This is a genomic window from Shewanella sp. POL2, assembly GCF_000282755.1.
Taxonomy (GTDB): Bacteria; Pseudomonadota; Gammaproteobacteria; order Enterobacterales; family Shewanellaceae; genus Shewanella; species Shewanella xiamenensis.
On the sequence record NZ_AKZL01000011.1, the window covers coordinates 58,556 to 77,179 of the forward strand.

An 18,624-nucleotide genomic window follows, 5' to 3' on the forward strand; every position below is an offset into this window, starting at 1 on the left:
TGAAAAACCCGGCGAGGCCGGGTTTTTTTGTTGGCGTGAGATTAGAAAAATGGCTGCAATTGCAGCCATTTTTATTGGGTTTTCGCGAGAGATTAAACCTTAGTGGTACTTTTCTCGTGGCGTTCGGTGTGGATCACGATTTCACCGTCTTTGGCATCAACATGAGCAACACCACCATGTTCCAGTTCACCGAAGAGAATAGCATCCGCTAATGGACGTTTAATAAGCTCTGTCACCACGCGGGCCATTGGCCGTGCGCCCATGCTCTTATCATAGCCTTTCTCGGCGAGTAGGGTTCTGGCCTCATCACTGACTTCAAGTAACACATGTTTCGCATCAAGTTGTGCTTGTAATTCCACCAAAAATTTATCAACCACCTTGGCTATGATAGTCATATCTAAATGATTGAACCAAATGATGGAATCTAAGCGGTTGCGAAACTCTGGCGAGAATACTCGATTGATTTCCGATAAGGCATCTTGGGTATGATCCTGCTGAGTAAAGCCAATAGACTTACGGATCGTTTCCTGAACACCTGCGTTTGTCGTCATCACTAAGGTGACATGCCTAAAATCCGCCTTGCGACCGTTGTTATCGGTTAAGGTGCCATGATCCATCACCTGCAGTAACAGGTTGTAGACATCGGGGTGAGCCTTTTCGATTTCATCGAGCAACACCACGCAATGGGGATTTTTAATTACAGCATCAGTGAGTAAACCACCTTGGTCGTATCCTACGTATCCAGGAGGAGCACCAATCAAACGAGAAACCGTATGGCTTTCCATGTACTCAGACATATCAAAGCGCACCAGCTTCATTCCTAGGCAACTAGCTAACTGATTGGTTACTTCTGTCTTACCTACCCCAGTTGGGCCTGCAAACAAAAAGCTACCAACAGGTTTTTTATCTGTACCTAAACCACTGCGCGATAATCGAATCGCCGAGCTTAAGGATTCAATCGCCTTGTCTTGACCAAAGACCACCATCTTGAGATTGCGCTCAAGGTTACGCAGTAAATCTTTGTCGCTGGCGGAGACTGATTTTTCAGGGATCCGAGCAATCTTCGCTACTATGGTTTCAATCTCGGCCTGACCGATGGTTTTCTTACGTTTGCTCTGTGGCAGCATAGCCATGCGCGCACCCGCCTCATCGATCACATCGATGGCTTTATCGGGTAGATGCCGGTCATTAATGTGTTTTGCCGACAGCTCTGCCGCGCTGTTAATCGCCGCTTGGGTGTAACGCACTCCATGGTACTCTTCGTACTTAGCCTTGAGCCCCATCAGAATTTTCGTGGTTTCAGCCACTGAAGGCTCATTGATATCGACCTTTTGGAAACGACGCGCCAATGCGCGGTCCTTCTCGAAAATACTTTGATATTCTTGGAAGGTGGTCGAACCCATGCAACGCAAGTTGCCGCTCGATAATAACGGCTTTAGCAGGTTAGAGGCATCCATCACCCCACCCGATGCGGCGCCTGCACCAATAATGGTATGAATTTCATCAATAAATAAAATGGCGTGTTTATCAGCGCTGAGTTCCTTAAGCAGACTCTTGAAACGTTTTTCAAAATCGCCACGGTACTTAGTGCCAGCAAGCAAGGAGCCTAAGTCGAGGGAGTACACAGTCGCCTGCGCCATCACCTCTGGCACTTGATTATTGACGATTCGATAAGCCAAACCTTCAGCAATCGCGGTTTTACCCACGCCCGCTTCACCCACTAACAATGGATTATTTTTACGGCGACGACATAAAGTTTGGATGGCGCGTTCGATTTCTTGATCACGACCAATCAGCGGATCTATCACCCCTTGTTTTGCAAGTTGGTTTAAATTGCTCGCAAACTGCGACAACATGCTGCGTTCTTCGTTCGCTTCGCTTTGATCTTCGATGCGTTCTTGATCTTGATGAGCGTCGCTGTCCTCATTTTTTGAAAAACCATGGGAAATATAATTCACCACATCTAATCGGCTGATGTCGCTGCGACGCAGCAGATAAACAGCTTGGGATTCCTGCTCACTAAAAATGGCCACCAGCACATTAGCACCAGTGACTTCATTGCGGCCCGAGGACTGCACATGGAAAACGGCGCGTTGCAGTACCCGCTGAAACCCGAGCGTTGGTTGGGTTTCTTTATCATCATCCATATCCGCAATGATTGGGGTGGTTTGTTGGATAAAGCTTGCTACTTCATCTCTCAGTTTATCTAAATTCGCTCCACAGGCGATTAGCGCGTCTTGAGCCGCAGGGTTGTCTATCAGAGCCAATAACAGATGTTCAACCGTCATATACTCGTGACGTGCCTCTCTGGCTTGCTGAAACGCCAGATTTAAGGTGACTTCCAGATCTTTGTTCAGCATAAGCACCCCCAAAATTAACAACTGACAACAGAGTAAGCGCGGTTAAGCCTTCTCTAACGAACACAGTAACGGATGTTGGTTTTGTCTTGCAAATTGATTTACTTGTATCACCTTAGTTTCTGCAATGCCGTAGGGGAAAATCCCGCAGATACCCTTTCCCTGGTGATGAATAGTCAACATGATATCTGTGGCTTCCTGCTCATTCTTGCGAAAGAAGATTTGTAGCACTTCAATCACAAAATCCATTGGCGTGTAATCGTCATTATTAAGGATCACCTTATACATAGAAGGTGGCATTAACTCAGATTCAACACGTTCTTCAACGTGCTCTATGTTTCCTGTCTTACCCATTTTTTAATACTAGCCTCTCGTGTTGTCCTCTTCCAATTGCTATCTTCAAATTAATCAGTTGTTACCTCTTTGTTAATTTTAGCTTGACTTCCGCTTTTACTCCTTACATTCTGTAGCTCAGACGGTGAAACAATCCCGTCTATACAGGTTTTACTATCTTACTGGTAAGTAGACAACAGAAGGAAGTGGAAGTATGGCAAGCGGAACTGTTAAATGGTTCAACAACGCCAAAGGATTCGGGTTTATTTGCCCTGATCAAGGTGGCGAGGACGTTTTTGCACACTATTCTACCATTGAAATGGAAGGCTATAGAACTCTAAAAGCAGGCCAACCGGTTCAATTTGAAGTAGAACAAGGTCCAAAAGGAATGCACGCTTCAGCCATTTCACCAACAAAATAATGTATGGTGAGGCCAATGATCTAAAAGGCAGGGATTTTATCCCTGCCTTTTTATTAGGCGATTGACAACTTTCTTGAAGATTGAGTCTGATAAAAAAGGCCTGCGATGCAGGCCTTTTCAGTATTAATGCTAAGTTAACGATAAATCGTTAAGCAATTAATAGCTTGTTCAGTGTCTCGCTTGGACGCATGGCTTTTTCGGCTTTTGCAGCGTCTAAACGGTAGTAACCGCCTAAATCCACTGGTGCACCTTGCGCGTTGTTTAGTTCAGCAACAATCACTTGCTCATTGGCGCTTAAAGCGTGCGCTAATGGAATAAAGTGAGCTTGTAACTGCTCGTCTTTGGTTTGAGCGGCTAACGCTTGTGCCCAGTACATCGCCAGATAGAAATGGCTACCACGGTTATCCAACTCACCAACACGTCTTGATGGCGACTTGTTGCTATCTAAGAACTGACCGATGGCTTGATCTAAAGTATCCGCCAGTACTTGTGCCTTAGGATTACCCACAGTTTGGCTCAAATGCTCTAAAGAAGCCGCTAAAGCTAGGAATTCGCCCAGAGAGTCCCAACGTAAGTGACCTTCTTTTTCAACCTGTTGTACGTGTTTAGGCGCACTACCGCCCGCACCCGTTTCGAACAGGCCGCCACCATTCATTAATGGCACGATAGACAGCATCTTAGCACTGGTCCCCAGTTCGAGGATTGGGAACAAGTCAGTCAGGTAGTCACGCAGTACGTTACCGGTAACAGAAATAGTATCTTTACCTTCTTTAATACGTACTAATGAGAAACGTGTTGCTTCTTCTGGTGACATGATGCTGATTTCTAAACCGTTAGTATCATGCTCAGGCAGATATTGCTTCACTTTAGCGATCAGCTGGGCATCGTGGGCACGATTCGCATCTAACCAGAATACCGCAGGGGTATTGCTTAAGCGTGCACGGCGTACGGCTAATTTCACCCAGTCGCGAATTGGCGCATCTTTAACTTGGCACATTCTCCAAATATCGCCCGCTTCGACGTTGTGGCTCATTAACACTTTGCCACTGGCATCGATCACGTTAACCACGCCATCGGCTGGGATTTCGAAGGTTTTATCGTGGCTACCGTATTCTTCGGCTTTTTGCGCCATCAGACCAACGTTTGGCACACTGCCCATAGTGCTTGGATCGAAGGCACCGTGTTCTTTACAGAAAGCGATAGTTTCTTGATACACACCCGCGTAGCAACGGTCTGGGATCAGCGCTTTAGTGTCGTGCAACTTGCCATCAGGGCCCCACATTTGGCCTGATGAACGAATCGCAGCAGGCATAGAAGCATCGATAATGATGTCGCTTGGTACGTGTAAGTTGGTGATACCTTTGTCAGAATCTACCATCGCCAGCGCTGGACGCTCAGCATAAACGGCGGCGATATCCGCTTCAATTTGTGCACGGACATCGGCTGGTAAACCAGCGATTTTGGCGTATACATCGCCAAAGCCGTTGTTCACATCAACGCCTAGCTCAGCAAATAATGACGCATGTTTATCAAACACAGGTTTGAAGAACACTTTCACTGCGTGGCCGAACATAATGGGATCAGACACTTTCATCATGGTGGCTTTAAGGTGCAGTGATAACAACACGTTTTCGGCCTTGGCATTGGCGATTTCACGCTCAAAGAAGCTCACTAAGGCTTTTTTGCTCATCACTGACGCGTCGATGATCTCACCAGCTAGCAGTTTCAGGCCAGATTTCAATACCACTTCTTGACCGTCTTTTTGCGACAGTACGATGTTAACTGTGTCTGCGTTAGCCAGCGTCACTGACTGCTCGCTGCCGTAGAAGTCACCTTCGCTCATGTGAGCAACATGTGATTGAGACTCTTTGGTCCACTTACCCATTGAGTGTGGGTTTTTCTTGGCGAAGTTTTTCACTGACAGCGGCGCGCGGCGATCAGAGTTACCTTCACGCAGCACTGGGTTTACCGCACTGCCTTTGATCTTGTCGTAACGGGCTTTAATTGACTTTTCTTCGTCAGTCTTTGGCTCGTCAGGATAATTTGGAATGTCGTAACCTTTCTGTTGCAGCTCTAAAATACAAGCTTTTAACTGCGGGATTGAGGCACTGATGTTTGGCAGTTTAATGATGTTAGCTTCAGGTTGGTTCGCTAATTCACCCAGCTCAGCTAAGTGATCGCCAATCTTTTGCGCGTCAGTCAGTTTTTCAGGGAAATTAGCAATCACACGGCCCGATAAAGAAATATCACGGGTTTCAACCGCAACACCCGCTGCATCGGTAAAGGTTTTGATGATAGGTAACAGAGAAAGCGTTGCTAGCGCTGGTGCTTCATCGGTTTCGGTATAAATAATTGTTGGTGAGTTATCTTTCATGTTACATCCTACATTATTGTAAAATTTAGTATTTTTATAATAATTTTATATCATGACGAACAAACATTGGCACGAAGGAATTCTCTATCGAGGCAATCGTAAACGCCCCTATAAAACCTATAAACCCGCTGCAACATCCTCTTTGCGTTCGCCAACGTGGGTAAATCGACTCATTAATACCTAACAAACATTTAGGCGTAGATCACATTTTCAGGCCGACATCATAGAGCATTCACAATAATATTCAAATTCCACTAACGGCGAATGCCAAGTACACTGTGTGCAGATAAATAACACGTCTTCTTTCTGACGTCTGCTAACGGATAGGTTCAGTCGTATATCATCGGCGACGACGTAAAATGACTAGACTGTCTTAAGCGACTATTCGCCACGGTATGAACAATAATTAGTTACTGCATGAACAAAAATAACCCGCTAACTTCTCAGGCAACACCTCGCACTCGCGGCCAGAGCGCATCCACCACGCACCCGCAGCATAGGGCAGATAACCGCAGCAAAGGAAGTAAACTAAGCTCCTTCGCCAAATCTGCCAAGGCAAGTTTGCAGCGCGATACAGGGTCACAACAAAATAGTCCCAAAACACGGCTTCAAAAACACTCATCGGCCTCACGCGTCAAGCCTCAAACTGCGCCTATCATCGTCTTATTTAACAAGCCCTTCGATGTTCTGTGCCAATTTACCGATGAGCAAGGCCGTAAAACCTTAAAAGATTACATCCCTATTCCGGGCGTTTATGCTGCTGGGCGATTAGATCGCGACAGCGAGGGACTGTTGCTGTTAACCAATGACGGTCAACTCCAAGCCAAACTGACTGAGCCAAAAAGAAAACCTTTAAAACCTATTGGGTACAAGTGGAAGGTGTGCCATCGGAAGCCGATTTAGCCAAACTGCGCCAAGGGGTTGAATTAAAAGATGGTATGACACTCCCTGCGAAGGTCAGCATCATGGCGACGCCGAATGTGTGGCCGCGTAATCCGCCGATCCGTGAGCGAAAAAACATCCCTACTACTTGGCTTGAAATTCAAATCCATGAAGGACGCAATCGCCAAGTTCGGCGGATGACGGCCCATATTGGTTTTCCGACCTTAAGACTTATTCGCTATAAAATAGGCCAATGGAGTCTAGATGATTTAGCGACAGGTGAGCATAAATGCATACTGGTGGCTCAAAAGACCGAATAGTCTTGCGCCAACAAGCAATCCAATATCCCTAATCTAGCCGCTCAAAGGTAATCACTGTGACAGTAAAAGCAAGATATAAACCCAATGTAACAGTTGCTTGTATTATCCATGCCCCGACCGAAGACAAGTATCTATTAGTGGAAGAGTGGATTGATGGTGAGCAGCGTTTTAATCAACCAGCAGGACATTTGGAAGCGAATGAAAGTCTTATCCAAGCCTGTGAGCGCGAAGTCTTTGAGGAAACAGGCCTTCAACTCAAGCCACAGGGATTGGTCGGGATTTATCAATTTAGCGCCAATCAGGACCTCGCATTTGTGCGTTTTACCTTTTTGGTGCAAGTCGATACGCTACTCACACCTAAGCCACAGGATGCGGATATTTATGCCGCCCATTGGTTGAGCTTTGAGCAGATCGCAGCTAAAGCTCATCAACTGCGCAGTCCATTAGTGCTCGATTGCCTCAACGATTACCGCAAACAGTTGCAACAAGGGCAAATTCATTCGCTCGAATTACTCAATAGTCAGCGTCTGTAGGGATGTCAAAGATAGCCCCAAGCAACAAGGCGTGATAGAATACGCCCCCGCGTAAATGCGCGATTCGATAAGGCATTTAACTGCGCTTTTGGGTTAAAAATTTGGGGTATTTTAGCATCATGCATCTTGTGCTTAATGATGTTGGGCTGATGTATCTCAGATGCTAAACGGATCACCAATAAGCCTGCCCTAACTACGCAGCTAAATAAACGCAGATTTAAAAGTGAGTCATGCACTAATGACAACGGTTCAAGCCACGACTCGCTAACACATATACTCAATGGTTTTAGGATCTATGACATCAATCGAACCCACTCATACAGGTAAAAAAGTCATTGTCGGCATGTCCGGCGGTGTTGATTCATCCGTTTCAGCCTATTTGCTTATGCAGCAAGGCTATCAGGTTGAAGGCCTTTTCATGAAGAACTGGGAAGAAGATGACAACGACGAGTACTGCGCGGCCGCCGAAGATTTAAAAGATGCTCAAGCCGTTTGCGATAAGCTTGGGATAAAACTCCACACGGTCAACTTTGCTGCCGAATATTGGGACAATGTATTTGAGTATTTTCTTGCCGAATACAAAGCAGGTCGTACCCCCAATCCCGATATCATGTGCAACAAAGAAATCAAATTTAAGGCCTTTTTAGAGTTTGCCGACGATATTCTCGATGCCGACTACATCGCCATGGGTCACTATGTGCGCCGCCGCGACAATGCCGATGGCACAACGCAAATGCTGCGCGGGGTCGACAATAATAAAGATCAAAGCTACTTCCTATACACCTTAAGCCATGAACAAGTGGCACGCAGCCTGTTTCCGGTGGGTGAACTCGAAAAACACGAAGTGCGAGAGATCGCCAAACAGATGGGATTAATTACCCATGATAAGAAAGACAGCACCGGCATTTGCTTTATCGGTGAGCGAAAATTTACTGAATTTTTAGGTAATTACTTACCAGCGCAACCTGGCAATATCGAAACCGCCGAAGGCGAAGTCATTGGCACGCACCAAGGTTTGATGTACCACACCTTAGGCCAACGTAAAGGTCTGGGGATTGGTGGCATGAAAAATAGCAATGATGACCCATGGTACGTGGTGGACAAAGATCTCAAACGTAACGTGCTTGTTGTTGGCCAAGGTGGTCACCATCCGCGCTTGATGTCCAATGGCATGTTTGTCAATCAACTACACTGGGTCGACCGCAAAGGTCCCGCCGATGGCAGCCAAATTGTGGTGAAAACCCGTTACCGCCAGCAGGATATCCCTTGCACCCTCACCTATCTTGATGACAATACCCTCAAAGTGGTGTTTGACGAGCCCGTTGCCGCCGTGACGCCTGGCCAATCAGCGGTATTTTACGATGGCGAAGTGTGCCTCGGTGGCGGAATTATCGATCAACTGATCAGAGGATAAACCGTGAACGAACAGCTCCATGATCGTACTATGGCCTTTGCAGGAATACTGCAGGCCATTGCACAAGTTCAGTATTTAGCCCGTCATGGTGAAAGCGACACCGATGAGCTAGCTGCCAGTTTACACACCATTTTAGTGACTAATCCCGAAACCCCCGCCGATGTCTACCAAGATAAGGCTGGCCTGCACAAAGGCTACCAATTGGTGTTAAATCAACTGGGGGATAGCAGTCAAAAAGATGTGGAAATAACTCGCTATCTGGTGGGAATTTTAGCCCTTGAACGTAAATTAACCCGTTCAAACACCGGGTTAGCTATGCTTGCCGAACGCATCAATCAAGTGAATCGTCAGCTACATCATTTTGCGATCACCGACGAACAAGTCATTGCCAATCTGGCCAGTATTTATAGCGACATTATCAGTAATCTTGGACCTAAGATTCAGATCTCAGGCAATCCTGTGTGTCTGCAACGTCCAATCGTGCAACAAAAAATCCGCGCCTTGCTGCTTGCAGCCATGCGCAGCGCAGTGTTATGGCGACAACTAGGCGGCAAACGTCGACACTTAGTCTTTGCCCGAAAAGCCATCTTAGACACGGCTAAGAAAAGTCTTACCCTATAATAAAATAAGTTTTCATCAAGGAGCTTCACATGGATCTTTCCGCACTAACTGCTATCTCTCCGGTAGACGGCCGTTACGGTAGTAAAACAGCGTCATTGCGAGGGATTTTCAGCGAGTTCGGTCTTACTAAGTACCGTGTTCAAGTTGAAATCAACTGGTTAAAGTTACTCGCTGATTGCCCAGAAATCACCGAAGTGCCACCATTAAGCGAGTCAGCGATCGCGCTTCTCGATGCCATTAAAGACAATTTCAGTGAGCAAGATGCGCTTCGCGTGAAAGCCATTGAAAGCACCACCAACCACGACGTGAAAGCAGTTGAATACTTTATCAAAGAAAAAATCGCAGACAACGCTGAACTCGCCGCTGTCGGTGAATTTGTTCACTTTGCTTGTACTTCTGAAGATATCAACAACTTAAGCCATGGTTTAATGTTGACTGAAGCCCGCGAGCAAGTGGTACTGCCTTATTGCAATGAACTGCTCAGCGCCATCAAAAAACTGGCCGTTGAATACCGCTCAGTACCTTTGATGTCACGTACCCACGGTCAGCCAGCCTCGCCTTCAACCTTAGGCAAGGAAATGGCTAACGTAGCCGTGCGTTTAGAGCGCCAAATCAAGCAAATCGCGGCAGTTGAAATCATGGGGAAAATTAACGGCGCCGTAGGTAACTACAACGCGCACATATCTGCATACCCAGAAGTGAACTGGCATGCACTGTCTGAACGTTTTGTGACAAGCCTTGGCCTGCACTGGAACGCATACACCACTCAAATCGAACCGCATGATTACATTGCAGAGCTCTTTGATGCGATTGCGCGTTTCAACACTATTCTGCTCGATTTCGACCGTGACGTTTGGGGTTATATTGCCTTAGGTCACTTCAAGCAACGTACCATTGCCGGTGAAATTGGCTCATCAACCATGCCACACAAGGTCAACCCTATCGACTTTGAAAACTCTGAGGGTAACTTAGGTATTGCCAATGCGTTGATGCAACATTTAGCCGCAAAACTACCCGTTTCAAGATGGCAACGTGACTTAACCGATTCCACCGTACTGCGTAACTTAGGTGTGGGTATCGCCCACTCGCTGATCGCTTACCAAGCGACCTTAAAAGGCATCAGCAAGTTACAAGTGAATGAAGAGCATTTACGTGCCGAGCTCGATCAAAACTGGGAAGTATTGGCTGAGCCAGTACAAACCGTGATGCGTCGCTATGGTATTGAAAAGCCATACGAGAAGTTAAAAGAATTGACACGCGGTAAACGCATCGACGCCAAGCAACTTGCCGAATTTATCGACGGTTTAGCCCTGCCAGAAGACGTGAAGGCTGAGCTGAAGAAGATGACGCCAGCCAACTATATTGGCCGTGCAGAAGCATTCGTTGACGAACTTAACTAAAGTTCAGTTTACGGCTAACGCTTCGTTTAACGCTAAGCTGACATGCTTAGCTTATTATCTAGCCTAAATAAGGATTGAGGCGGTTACATTGTTAAGGATGTAGTCGCCTTTTTTGACACTATGTATAAACTCAATCTCGATATTGCTCAGTTCCTCAAGGATTACTGGCAACAAAAACCTGTGGTCATCAAAGGCGCTTTTCCTCACTTTGAAGATCCAATCAGTGCCGATGAGCTGGCCGGCCTAGCCTGCGAAGAAGAAATCACTTCGCGCATCGTCGTTACCCAAAAAGATAACTGGGAAGTGATCCAAGGCCCCTTTGAGGATTACGACAATTACGGTGAAACCCACTGGCAATTATTGGTGCAAGCGGTTAACCATTGGTATCCCGACTCACAACCCCTCGTTGAGGCCTTTCGTTTTCTCCCCGATTGGCGATTCGATGATTTGATGGTGTCATTTGCCACTCCAAGTGGCGGTGTCGGTCCCCATATCGACAACTACGATGTGTTTATTATTCAAGGCGAAGGTCAGCGCCGCTGGACCGTAGGTGACAACACCCCACAACAACGTCGTGGCGGTAATCCTAATTCACCTCTGGTTGAAGACTTTGACCCCATCATTGATATGGTGTTAGAGAAAGGCGATATGCTTTATATTCCGCCAGGATTCCCACACTGCGGTGAAACCTTAACCTTAGCCTTGAGCTATTCAATTGGTTATCGCGCACCCAGTCAGCAAGAATTAGTCAGCGAAGTGGCCGACTATTTACTCGACAAAAATTTGGGGCAACAGCGTTTTACCTCCGCATCCGAGCCAGCAAATCCGGGCATTATTAGCCAAGATCATCAACTCGGCATTATGTCGCTGTTAAGCCAGCTTGCCCAAGATCCTGCGAGTTATCAGGTTGTGCTAGGTAAACTGCTAAGCCAAAACCGATTCGAATTAGATATTTGTGAAGGCGAAGAAGCCTATAGCATCGACGATCTGCAAGATGCCTTTGAACAAGGCGCTGGTGTAAATCGCATTGGCGGTTTAAAAGTACTACGTTTAGAGAATGATGCTCACTCGCGCTTATTCATTAATGGCGAAATCTATGATCTGCCCAATACACCCGAAGCGGTGCTTGTACAGTTAAGCGATCATGTCAGCTTTGATAGCGAGATGGCTTTGGCGTTATGCGAACATGATGAAGTACAACAGCTGTTGCTGGAACTGATTAATCAAGGTTTATACTATTTAAGTGATGAAGAAGCGTAATCCTTTAATATGGAATGAAACCGTCGGTATGCTCAACGTAGAACACAACGCTTGAGACAGACTGAAACAACAAAGGCACTCAATCGAGTGCCTTTGGTTTTATGACTTAACACAAGGAAATCTAGCTATTCCACAGTTTTTCATCATTGTGCATACGATATAAACTCTCTGCACGGGATACTAATAACTGGGCAAATTTTGCCTGGGTTGCATCGCGTCTGGTTGCGCCTGAACGGATCAAATTTTCAGCCTGCATTTGCCACATCATCGAGAAATGACGAACCGCATCACGCGCCGTTTTAGCCACTTTGACATCCACAAAATCCGATGGTAAATCGCCTGACATCACCCAATAGGTTTTGGTCGTAGGACGTTTGGATTCCATCTTCCAAATCGCTAAATAAGGTGCAAGATAACGGCTCTCATCGGCTAAAACCTTGCTGGGGATGACCCCTTTTTCCGCTAAAAAACGGTTCGCCTTTTGGAATTGTGTTCTGACCCACTCTTGGCGCAATTTCTCCATTTCTTCAGGAGAGATTGTTGGTTGAGCTTGATCGACAGCTTGTTCAGTCATACTTCCGTCCTATCTTATTGTTATAGCGCGGCTCTCATTCTTGGGACAGCACGCGAATCATACTAATGTCTGAAAATATCATCAGTTAAAATTGGTTTCGCATCTCTAAGCTTACGTTTACGTAAAGTGGAAAGCTAGATTGCCACAAATAATCTATTTATTCGGTCATTATGCATGGTTGAGAGTATCGCTAAATGCTATGGTTCTGCAATAAATATAACGAGCTGTCGATGGGAAGTCGTTCCATCGACGTTTTATTGTGTATAGCGGAGAACTTCACGTGGCTGTATTTAATCATGTATCCTTTGATGAACATGAACAGGTCGTATTCTGTCATGATAAAGAAAGTGGCTTAAAAGCCATTGTTGCCATCCATAACACCAACTTAGGTCCAGCTGTGGGTGGATGCCGGATGTGGAATTATCAATCCGATGATGAAGCCCTGACAGACGTATTACGCCTCTCCCGTGGTATGACTTACAAAAATGCCCTCGCCGGTTTAACCATGGGCGGTGGTAAGTCAGTGATTATTGCCGATCCTAAGCGTCCTGATCGCGAAGCCCTTTTCCGTGCCTTTGGCCGTTTTATCAATAGCCTCGGTGGACGTTACTATTCTGCTGAAGACGTGGGCACCACGACCGCTGATATCATGATTGCCCATCAAGAAACACCTTACATGGCAGGGCTTGAAGGCAAGAGTGGCGATCCATCACCATTTACAGCACTAGGCACCTATTTAGGGATCAAGGCTGCAGTTAAACATAAACTCGATTTAGACAGCTTAAAAGGCCTTAAGATCGCCGTTCAAGGTGTGGGCCATGTAGGTTACTACCTGTGTAAACATTTGCATGAAGAAGGTGCACAGCTGATTGTTACCGATATTCACCAAGCATCACTGGATAAAGTAGCTACCGACTTTGGCGCCATCGTTGTTGCTCCACAGGATATCTATGCCCAAGACGTGGATGTCTATGCGCCATGTGCACTAGGTGCAACTCTAAACGATGTTACCCTACCACAACTCAAAGCTAAGATTGTTGCGGGTTGCGCCAACAACCAATTAGCCGAAGTCCGCCATGGCGAGCAGTTAAAAGAAATGGGCATTCTGTATGCGCCAGATTATGTGATTAACGCTGGCGGCATTATCAACGTGTCATTTGAAAAAGATTATGACGCAGCAAAATCAGAAGCTAAGGTCAGAGAAATCTACAACACGCTGCTGAAGATTTTTGCTAAGGCCGATGCTGAAAACCGCACGACAGGTGCAGTAGCTGACGAAATGGCCCGTGCCATTTACCAAGCGGCCAAAGCTTAATCATGCGGTAGGCGGACAACGAGTCGTTGTCCGCCTCAACCACTTCCCTCGCTCCACTTATCCATCTAAAAAATAAATTCCTCTCAATACCAATCAGATACCAAAACGCCACGTAAAATTCACTTTTCTGTAGTGGAAAACCCTATATGTCTCTGCTTGAATTAACTACTCGTCAGTCACGGAGAAGGTGCCACTATGGTCAGTTTCAAATATGAGCTGGGGAAAGATTCACTTGAATTACAAGCAAGTGATTGGTCGGGTTTGGAGAGAGTCTATATCAATGGCCAAATGGTTTCGCGCAAACTTAATTTTAGCCATCAAAGTGAACATTTGATCAAATTGAAAGATGGTGGGCAATGCCTATGTAAGTTATTTATTGACCCCTTCACAAATGAGTTAACTTGCCGTATTTATAAGCGTAATCAGCTAATCACTAGTCTGAAACAGGGAAAAAATAGCTTAATGCAGCGGCAACGGTTACTGCAGCAAGGGTTATTACTGGGGTCAAGTTTAGTGTTACTTTTTATGCTACTCCCACTGTAAATAACCGAAAGAAGCACAATAAAACTTACGGATTAGATGACAGTTTATTTATTTTATTCAAAAGCTTAATAAAATAACTTCGTTCATCTTCAGTAAGATTAGCAAGAAACTTTTCATTGACGCGCTCGGCCTCACGGATCAAATCCTGCTCCAGCGCCTTGGCCTCATCGGTGAGAAAAATCTGGAAAGCTCGGCGATTATCGAGTTCTTGATGGCGGGTGATGAGGCCTTGCACCTGCAACTGATCGAGCAAACGGGTCATAGTATAGTTCGCTACATCACAACGTTTGGACAACTCGGTCTGAGTAATCCCCTCCTCCTGCCAAAGCGCGAATAATACTGGCCACAACTTAATGTCGAGCTGATAGCGTTTCAACTGCAAATCGAGTTCATTTTGCAGCTCAATATTTAAGTGCGAAACAAGATAGCCTAAGCTTTCATAACGGTTCAAACAGCACCTCCGAAAACAACATTTAGACCAATCGACACAAACCTAAACCCGAGTAGGATTGGCTAAGGTTAGTTTTAATACTATCACTTAACCCATAATAAACTAGTCAGCCTCCCCAAGTTATTACAATCAAAATCTTTAAGCACTGAGGCCACCTTCATCGGTTAAATTGAATTCATTCACAAAATTGTAGTAGCAGGCACGGCTCAATTTTCCCCATAGACCACGTTCTAACGGCAGATAAATCCCAAAGTCGGTCAGCATTAATCGATTGAAGTCGGCAATATGGTGCTCAGTCCCAATACTGCTTTTGAGCGTCAAACTTGGCGCAGTGTCATTCTTCACATAATCGACAATTACCAGTGGCGCATCATCCACCTCGACTCGCACCTTCTCGACTGGCGTGATCAGAAAATGTTCGCCATCGATGCCATGTAAAATACTGGCAAATAACTTGGCAAACTTGGTCGGCAATGGGCTGTCCTGATATATCCAGTCACCGGAGAGTTGGATACGAAATAACGCGACTTCACTACACAGCGCCGTTGGCTGTGTGACAACATCCGGCGCTGGCTTGCTGGTGAATGCCTGTAGCGTGTCGATAACATTGTCCGTGTGTTTTTCCATAGCGTCCCCTCAATAAAAAAACCAGCCTGACGACTGGTTTAGTGTGGCATTGCCTTAGGGATTATCCAATCCCTAATACAAATTGCATTACGCCTTAACGAGCTCCAATAAAGCCTCTAATGGATGTTTGGGCTTATAACCGGCGAAACGTTTCACTTGGCTGCGACAGGAGTAGCCAGAGACTAGCACCTGCGACGCGTCTATCTTGCTTAAAGTGTCTTTCCACGACATATCAAACAAGGTCTTAGAACGTTCAAGATTCTCAGCCTCATGGCCGTAGGTACCCGCCATGCCGCAACAGCCCAGATTCACCGCCGTTAATTTAGCGCCAAAGTGAGTGAAAATTTTGCTCCACTCATTGGCGGTATTAGGCTTAGCCGTAGACTCAGTACAATGGCTAAACCAAGTAAATTGTTTATCTTGCATGGCCTTAGTAGGAATATCCTGCAGTATGCCAAGCAACCATTCATTAGCCAGTTTAACCTCAAATGCGCCGCGGTTAGCCCCTAAAATTTCTTTATATTCATCGCGATAACAAAGCACTAAGGCGGGATCGATCCCAACCATCGGCATGCCTAACTTATGCACTTGATTTAAGAAATCCGCACTCGACTGCGCCGTTTTGGCAAATTTATCCAAGAAGCCCTTGATATGGGTCGGTTTACCGTTGGGCTTAAATGGCAGTAGAACGGGTTTTAATCCTAAGGTTTCAATCAATTGGATAAAGCGATACACCAAGCCCGCATCGTAGAAACTGTTGAAGGGATCTTGTACAACTAATACAAATTTTGCCCTCTCATCGGCGGGGATGGCCTGCAATGCCGCCAGATCATAGCCGCGGCTCGCATGGCCATCGAGTCGTTGTTTTAAGGTTGGCACCGACAGCGCTGGCGCATCCACATAGCCAATAGCCTTTTTGATGACCCATTGACTGAGTGGGTTTTGCGAGGCGAAATTGGTCAGCCTTGGCGCAGCAGCCATCAGAGGTAAGCTGTCTTCTATGCCCGCAACCAGGTAATCCTTGGCGGGACGCAGATAACGTTGATAGTAAATATTAAAGAATTGCGCCCTAAACTTAGGTACATCCACTTTAACCGGGCACTGGCTCGAGCAAGCCTTACACGCAAGACAGCCCTTCAGCGATTCCATCACTTCGTGGGAATAATCGTAATCGCGCTTCGCATTGATGGTATTTTGCATACGCTGCAAAATACCTAAGGGTTTAGCTTTCGCCAGCGCGTTCACATCGACCCCTTCCGACTCAAGCAAACGCAGCCACTCACGCATTAAGCCCGCGCGACCTTTAGGCGACTGAACTCTGTCCCCCGTCACTTTAAATGACGGACACATAGGTGAGAAACTGCTGTAGTTAAAGCACAGGCCATTACCGTTACAGTTCATCACATCGGGATAGGCATCGCGTACTTCAACGGGAATTTGTCTGTCAAACTTGCCGCGCTTGGTACTATCCACATCAAATGCCAAGCTGCCGACTTGCTTGGGCGCCACTAACTTGCCGGGATTAAGCCTGTTATCAGGGTCAAATAGACCTTTAATATCTTGCAGCACGCCATAAAGTTCATCGCCAAATACCGATGGGCCGTATTCGCCACGCACGCCCTTACCATGCTCGCCCCACATCAGGCCGCCGTATTTGAGCGTCAGTGCTGCAACTTGATCAGAAATCACCCTTAGCAGTTTTTCATCTTCGACATCGCACATATCGAGTGCTGGGCGCACGTGTAATACGCCTGCATCCACATGGCCAAACATACCGTATTGCAAATTGTGACTATCGAGTAGCGCACGAAACTCCATAATATAATCGGCAAGTTTTTCAGGTGGCACAGCAGTATCTTCGGCAAATGCAATGGGTTTGCGACGTCCCTTGGTAGCACCGAGCAATCCAACGGCCTTTTTACGCATGCCATAGATTTTCTCAATGCTGGCCTTATCTTGAGTGACTTGATAACCCACGACACCACATTCACCGCGACCAATTTGCTCGGTCAATACAGCCTCAAGACTCGCGAGTTTTTGCTCAACTTCTGCCGTATCACCAGCAAACTCGACCATATTCAGGCCATCGATGACTTTACCCGGCACTTCTTGAATAAGGTCGGAAACCGAATGCCAAACAATGTCCTCGCGGGCAAGATTAAGCACTTTAGAGTCCACGGTTTCGACAACCGTAGCCCGCGCAGCCACTAAGGAAGGTGCATGACGCAGCGCAGACTGGAAGGAATCGTACTTAATATTCACCATCGCCCGCTCACTCGGCAGTGGTGTAATGTTGAGTTTCGCTTCGGTGATAACCGCCAGCGTGCCTTCAGAGCCTGTTAAAATGCGTGAAAGGTCGAACTGAGTTAAGCCTTCATTCCAGACATTCTTTAAGTCATATCCAGTTAAAAATCGATTGAGTTTAGGGAATTGTTGCTCAATGAGCGCGCGCTTCTCACGGCATACCTTTGCAATAGCCGAAATCAGTTTTTGTCCAAGCGGATTTTCACTCACGTTATCGGGATTACATAACAGACCCGCATCGAGGGGACGAGTATCTAACACACTGCCATCTATCAATACACTGCGCAGTGCCAGTACATGGTCGGAAGTTTTACCATACACCAAAGAGCCTGCGCCCGAGGCGTCGGTGTTGATCATACCGCCAATAGTGGCGCGGTTTGAAGTTGAGAGATCGGGACTAAAGAAGAATCCATGGGGACGCAGCGCATCATTTAGCGCATCTTTAATGACCCCTGCTTCAACCCTAACCCAGCCCTGCTCAGGATTCACTTCCAACACACGATTCATATAACGAGACACATCGAGGATCAAACCGTGGGTCAGCGACTGCCCATTAGTGCCTGTTCCGCCACCTCTGGCACTAAAAGTCACACCCACAAACTCTGCTTTCGTAGCAAGTTTAAGCGCTATCTCGATATCCTTTTGATGTTTAGGATAAAGCACCGCTTGGGGCAAAAATTGATAGACGGAGTTATCCGTGGCTTGCACTAAGCGCGCGCTGTAGCGCTTATCAATATCACCTTCATAGGCACTTTGTTCTAAAGCATCAAGATAGGCCAGATAAACAGGTTCTAAGGTTTGTTGATGTGATAACAGAGGTAACATGGGCGGCTTCAGTCAATTATTGTTATGCGGCCCATTATAAACAAAAAAAAAGCCGCTAAAAAGCGGCTTT

At 46.3% G+C, this 18,624-nt stretch carries 16 protein-coding genes and 1 pseudogene; 9 read left to right on the forward strand and 8 right to left on the reverse strand.

What is annotated here, in order from left to right; genetic code table 11:
* Positions 1 to 92: 92 nt before the first annotated feature.
* On the reverse strand, positions 93 to 2,360 hold the full coding sequence (gene clpA, locus SHEWPOL2_RS04570; RefSeq protein ID WP_037426506.1) for an ATP-dependent Clp protease ATP-binding subunit ClpA: 2,268 nt from the start codon (positions 2,358 to 2,360) through the stop codon (positions 93 to 95).
* A gap of 42 nt (positions 2,361 to 2,402) precedes the next feature.
* Entirely contained in the window at positions 2,403 to 2,711 is a 309-nt protein-coding gene (gene clpS / locus SHEWPOL2_RS04575; protein WP_011622425.1) for an ATP-dependent Clp protease adapter ClpS, read from the reverse strand.
* 193 nt (positions 2,712 to 2,904) lie between these two features.
* Here clpS and cspD point away from each other — a divergent pair, with 193 nt between their 5' ends.
* On the forward strand, positions 2,905 to 3,111 hold the full coding sequence (cspD, locus tag SHEWPOL2_RS04580; protein WP_011072576.1) for a cold shock domain-containing protein CspD: 207 nt from the start codon (positions 2,905 to 2,907) through the stop codon (positions 3,109 to 3,111).
* A gap of 148 nt (positions 3,112 to 3,259) precedes the next feature.
* Here cspD and SHEWPOL2_RS04585 read toward each other — a convergent pair whose 3' ends face one another.
* Both SHEWPOL2_RS04585 and SHEWPOL2_RS23160 read right to left on the reverse strand, forming a co-directional pair.
* Positions 3,260 to 5,485, reverse strand: a complete 2,226-nt coding sequence (locus SHEWPOL2_RS04585) for an NADP-dependent isocitrate dehydrogenase (RefSeq protein ID WP_037426509.1) — start codon at positions 5,483 to 5,485, stop codon at positions 3,260 to 3,262.
* A 406-nt stretch (positions 5,486 to 5,891) separates the two neighbouring features.
* The gene (locus SHEWPOL2_RS23160; protein WP_239642735.1) at positions 5,892 to 6,107 is read right to left on the reverse strand and encodes a hypothetical protein; all 216 of its coding nucleotides are present in this window, start codon (positions 6,105 to 6,107) and stop codon (positions 5,892 to 5,894) included.
* On the opposite strand from SHEWPOL2_RS23160, the pseudogene SHEWPOL2_RS04590 reads away from it, so the two are divergent.
* The 6 genes and pseudogenes from SHEWPOL2_RS04590 (at position 6,047) to SHEWPOL2_RS04620 (ending at position 11,915) form a co-directional block, all read left to right on the forward strand.
* Positions 6,047 to 6,687: pseudogene (locus SHEWPOL2_RS04590) on the forward strand (rRNA large subunit pseudouridine synthase E). The gene SHEWPOL2_RS23160 and the pseudogene SHEWPOL2_RS04590 overlap by 61 nt on opposite strands.
* Positions 6,688 to 6,743: 56 nt before the next feature.
* Positions 6,744 to 7,220, forward strand: coding sequence for an NUDIX hydrolase (locus SHEWPOL2_RS04595; RefSeq protein ID WP_037426512.1), 477 nt, complete (start codon positions 6,744 to 6,746; stop codon positions 7,218 to 7,220).
* 295 nt (positions 7,221 to 7,515) lie between these two features.
* Positions 7,516 to 8,634, forward strand: coding sequence for a tRNA 2-thiouridine(34) synthase MnmA (mnmA, locus tag SHEWPOL2_RS04605; protein WP_037426519.1), 1,119 nt, complete (start codon positions 7,516 to 7,518; stop codon positions 8,632 to 8,634).
* 3 nt (positions 8,635 to 8,637) lie between these two features.
* Entirely contained in the window at positions 8,638 to 9,255 is a 618-nt protein-coding gene (gene hflD / locus SHEWPOL2_RS04610) for a high frequency lysogenization protein HflD (protein WP_037419340.1), read from the forward strand.
* 29 nt (positions 9,256 to 9,284) lie between these two features.
* Positions 9,285 to 10,655, forward strand: coding sequence for an adenylosuccinate lyase (gene purB / locus SHEWPOL2_RS04615; protein ID WP_037426522.1), 1,371 nt, complete (start codon positions 9,285 to 9,287; stop codon positions 10,653 to 10,655).
* Between the two features lie 120 nt (positions 10,656 to 10,775).
* On the forward strand, positions 10,776 to 11,915 hold the full coding sequence (locus SHEWPOL2_RS04620) for a cupin domain-containing protein (RefSeq protein ID WP_037426525.1): 1,140 nt from the start codon (positions 10,776 to 10,778) through the stop codon (positions 11,913 to 11,915).
* Positions 11,916 to 12,036: 121 nt separating this feature from the next.
* Here the strand turns inward: SHEWPOL2_RS04620 and SHEWPOL2_RS04625 are convergent, their stop codons facing one another.
* Positions 12,037 to 12,489, reverse strand: a complete 453-nt coding sequence (locus SHEWPOL2_RS04625) for a DUF4826 family protein (protein WP_037419348.1) — start codon at positions 12,487 to 12,489, stop codon at positions 12,037 to 12,039.
* A gap of 280 nt (positions 12,490 to 12,769) precedes the next feature.
* Here SHEWPOL2_RS04625 and SHEWPOL2_RS04630 point away from each other — a divergent pair, with 280 nt between their 5' ends.
* Both SHEWPOL2_RS04630 and SHEWPOL2_RS04635 read left to right on the forward strand, forming a co-directional pair.
* Complete coding sequence (locus SHEWPOL2_RS04630; protein WP_037426528.1) at positions 12,770 to 13,804, forward strand: Glu/Leu/Phe/Val dehydrogenase dimerization domain-containing protein; 1,035 nt, start codon at positions 12,770 to 12,772, stop codon at positions 13,802 to 13,804.
* Positions 13,805 to 13,999: 195 nt separating this feature from the next.
* A complete protein-coding gene (locus SHEWPOL2_RS04635; RefSeq protein ID WP_037419354.1) occupies positions 14,000 to 14,347 on the forward strand; it encodes a hypothetical protein in 348 nt (115 codons plus the stop codon).
* 25 nt (positions 14,348 to 14,372) lie between these two features.
* Here the strand turns inward: SHEWPOL2_RS04635 and SHEWPOL2_RS04640 are convergent, their stop codons facing one another.
* The 3 genes from SHEWPOL2_RS04640 to SHEWPOL2_RS04650 all read right to left on the reverse strand — a co-directional run bounded on the left by SHEWPOL2_RS04640 (position 14,373) and on the right by SHEWPOL2_RS04650 (position 18,554).
* The gene (locus tag SHEWPOL2_RS04640) at positions 14,373 to 14,798 is read right to left on the reverse strand and encodes a MarR family transcriptional regulator (RefSeq protein WP_037419357.1); all 426 of its coding nucleotides are present in this window, start codon (positions 14,796 to 14,798) and stop codon (positions 14,373 to 14,375) included.
* Between the two features lie 138 nt (positions 14,799 to 14,936).
* On the reverse strand, positions 14,937 to 15,425 hold the full coding sequence (locus tag SHEWPOL2_RS04645) for a DUF1285 domain-containing protein (RefSeq protein ID WP_037426531.1): 489 nt from the start codon (positions 15,423 to 15,425) through the stop codon (positions 14,937 to 14,939).
* An 87-nt stretch (positions 15,426 to 15,512) separates the two neighbouring features.
* Entirely contained in the window at positions 15,513 to 18,554 is a 3,042-nt protein-coding gene (locus tag SHEWPOL2_RS04650) for an FAD-binding and (Fe-S)-binding domain-containing protein (RefSeq protein WP_037426535.1), read from the reverse strand.
* Between the last annotated feature and the right edge of the window lie 70 nt (positions 18,555 to 18,624).

Excerpts from the sequence above, each read along its gene's own strand:
- clpS (WP_011622425.1), bottom strand. The coding sequence starts at position 2,711 with ATGGGTAAGACAGGAAACATAGAGCACGTTGAAGAACGTGTTGAATCT.
- SHEWPOL2_RS04585 (WP_037426509.1), bottom strand. The coding sequence starts at position 5,485 with ATGAAAGATAACTCACCAACAATTATTTATACCGAAACCGATGAAGCA.
- cspD (WP_011072576.1), top strand. The coding sequence starts at position 2,905 with ATGGCAAGCGGAACTGTTAAATGGTTCAACAACGCCAAAGGATTCGGG.
- SHEWPOL2_RS04620 (WP_037426525.1), top strand. The coding sequence starts at position 10,776 with ATGTATAAACTCAATCTCGATATTGCTCAGTTCCTCAAGGATTACTGG.
- clpA (WP_037426506.1), bottom strand. The coding sequence starts at position 2,360 with ATGCTGAACAAAGATCTGGAAGTCACCTTAAATCTGGCGTTTCAGCAA.
- SHEWPOL2_RS04650 (WP_037426535.1), bottom strand. The coding sequence starts at position 18,554 with ATGTTACCTCTGTTATCACATCAACAAACCTTAGAACCTGTTTATCTG.
- SHEWPOL2_RS04635 (WP_037419354.1), top strand. The coding sequence starts at position 14,000 with ATGGTCAGTTTCAAATATGAGCTGGGGAAAGATTCACTTGAATTACAA.
- SHEWPOL2_RS23160 (WP_239642735.1), bottom strand. The coding sequence starts at position 6,107 with ATGAGTGTTTTTGAAGCCGTGTTTTGGGACTATTTTGTTGTGACCCTG.
- SHEWPOL2_RS04645 (WP_037426531.1), bottom strand. The coding sequence starts at position 15,425 with ATGGAAAAACACACGGACAATGTTATCGACACGCTACAGGCATTCACC.
- SHEWPOL2_RS04625 (WP_037419348.1), bottom strand. The coding sequence starts at position 12,489 with ATGACTGAACAAGCTGTCGATCAAGCTCAACCAACAATCTCTCCTGAA.
- mnmA (WP_037426519.1), top strand. The coding sequence starts at position 7,516 with ATGACATCAATCGAACCCACTCATACAGGTAAAAAAGTCATTGTCGGC.
- purB (WP_037426522.1), top strand. The coding sequence starts at position 9,285 with ATGGATCTTTCCGCACTAACTGCTATCTCTCCGGTAGACGGCCGTTAC.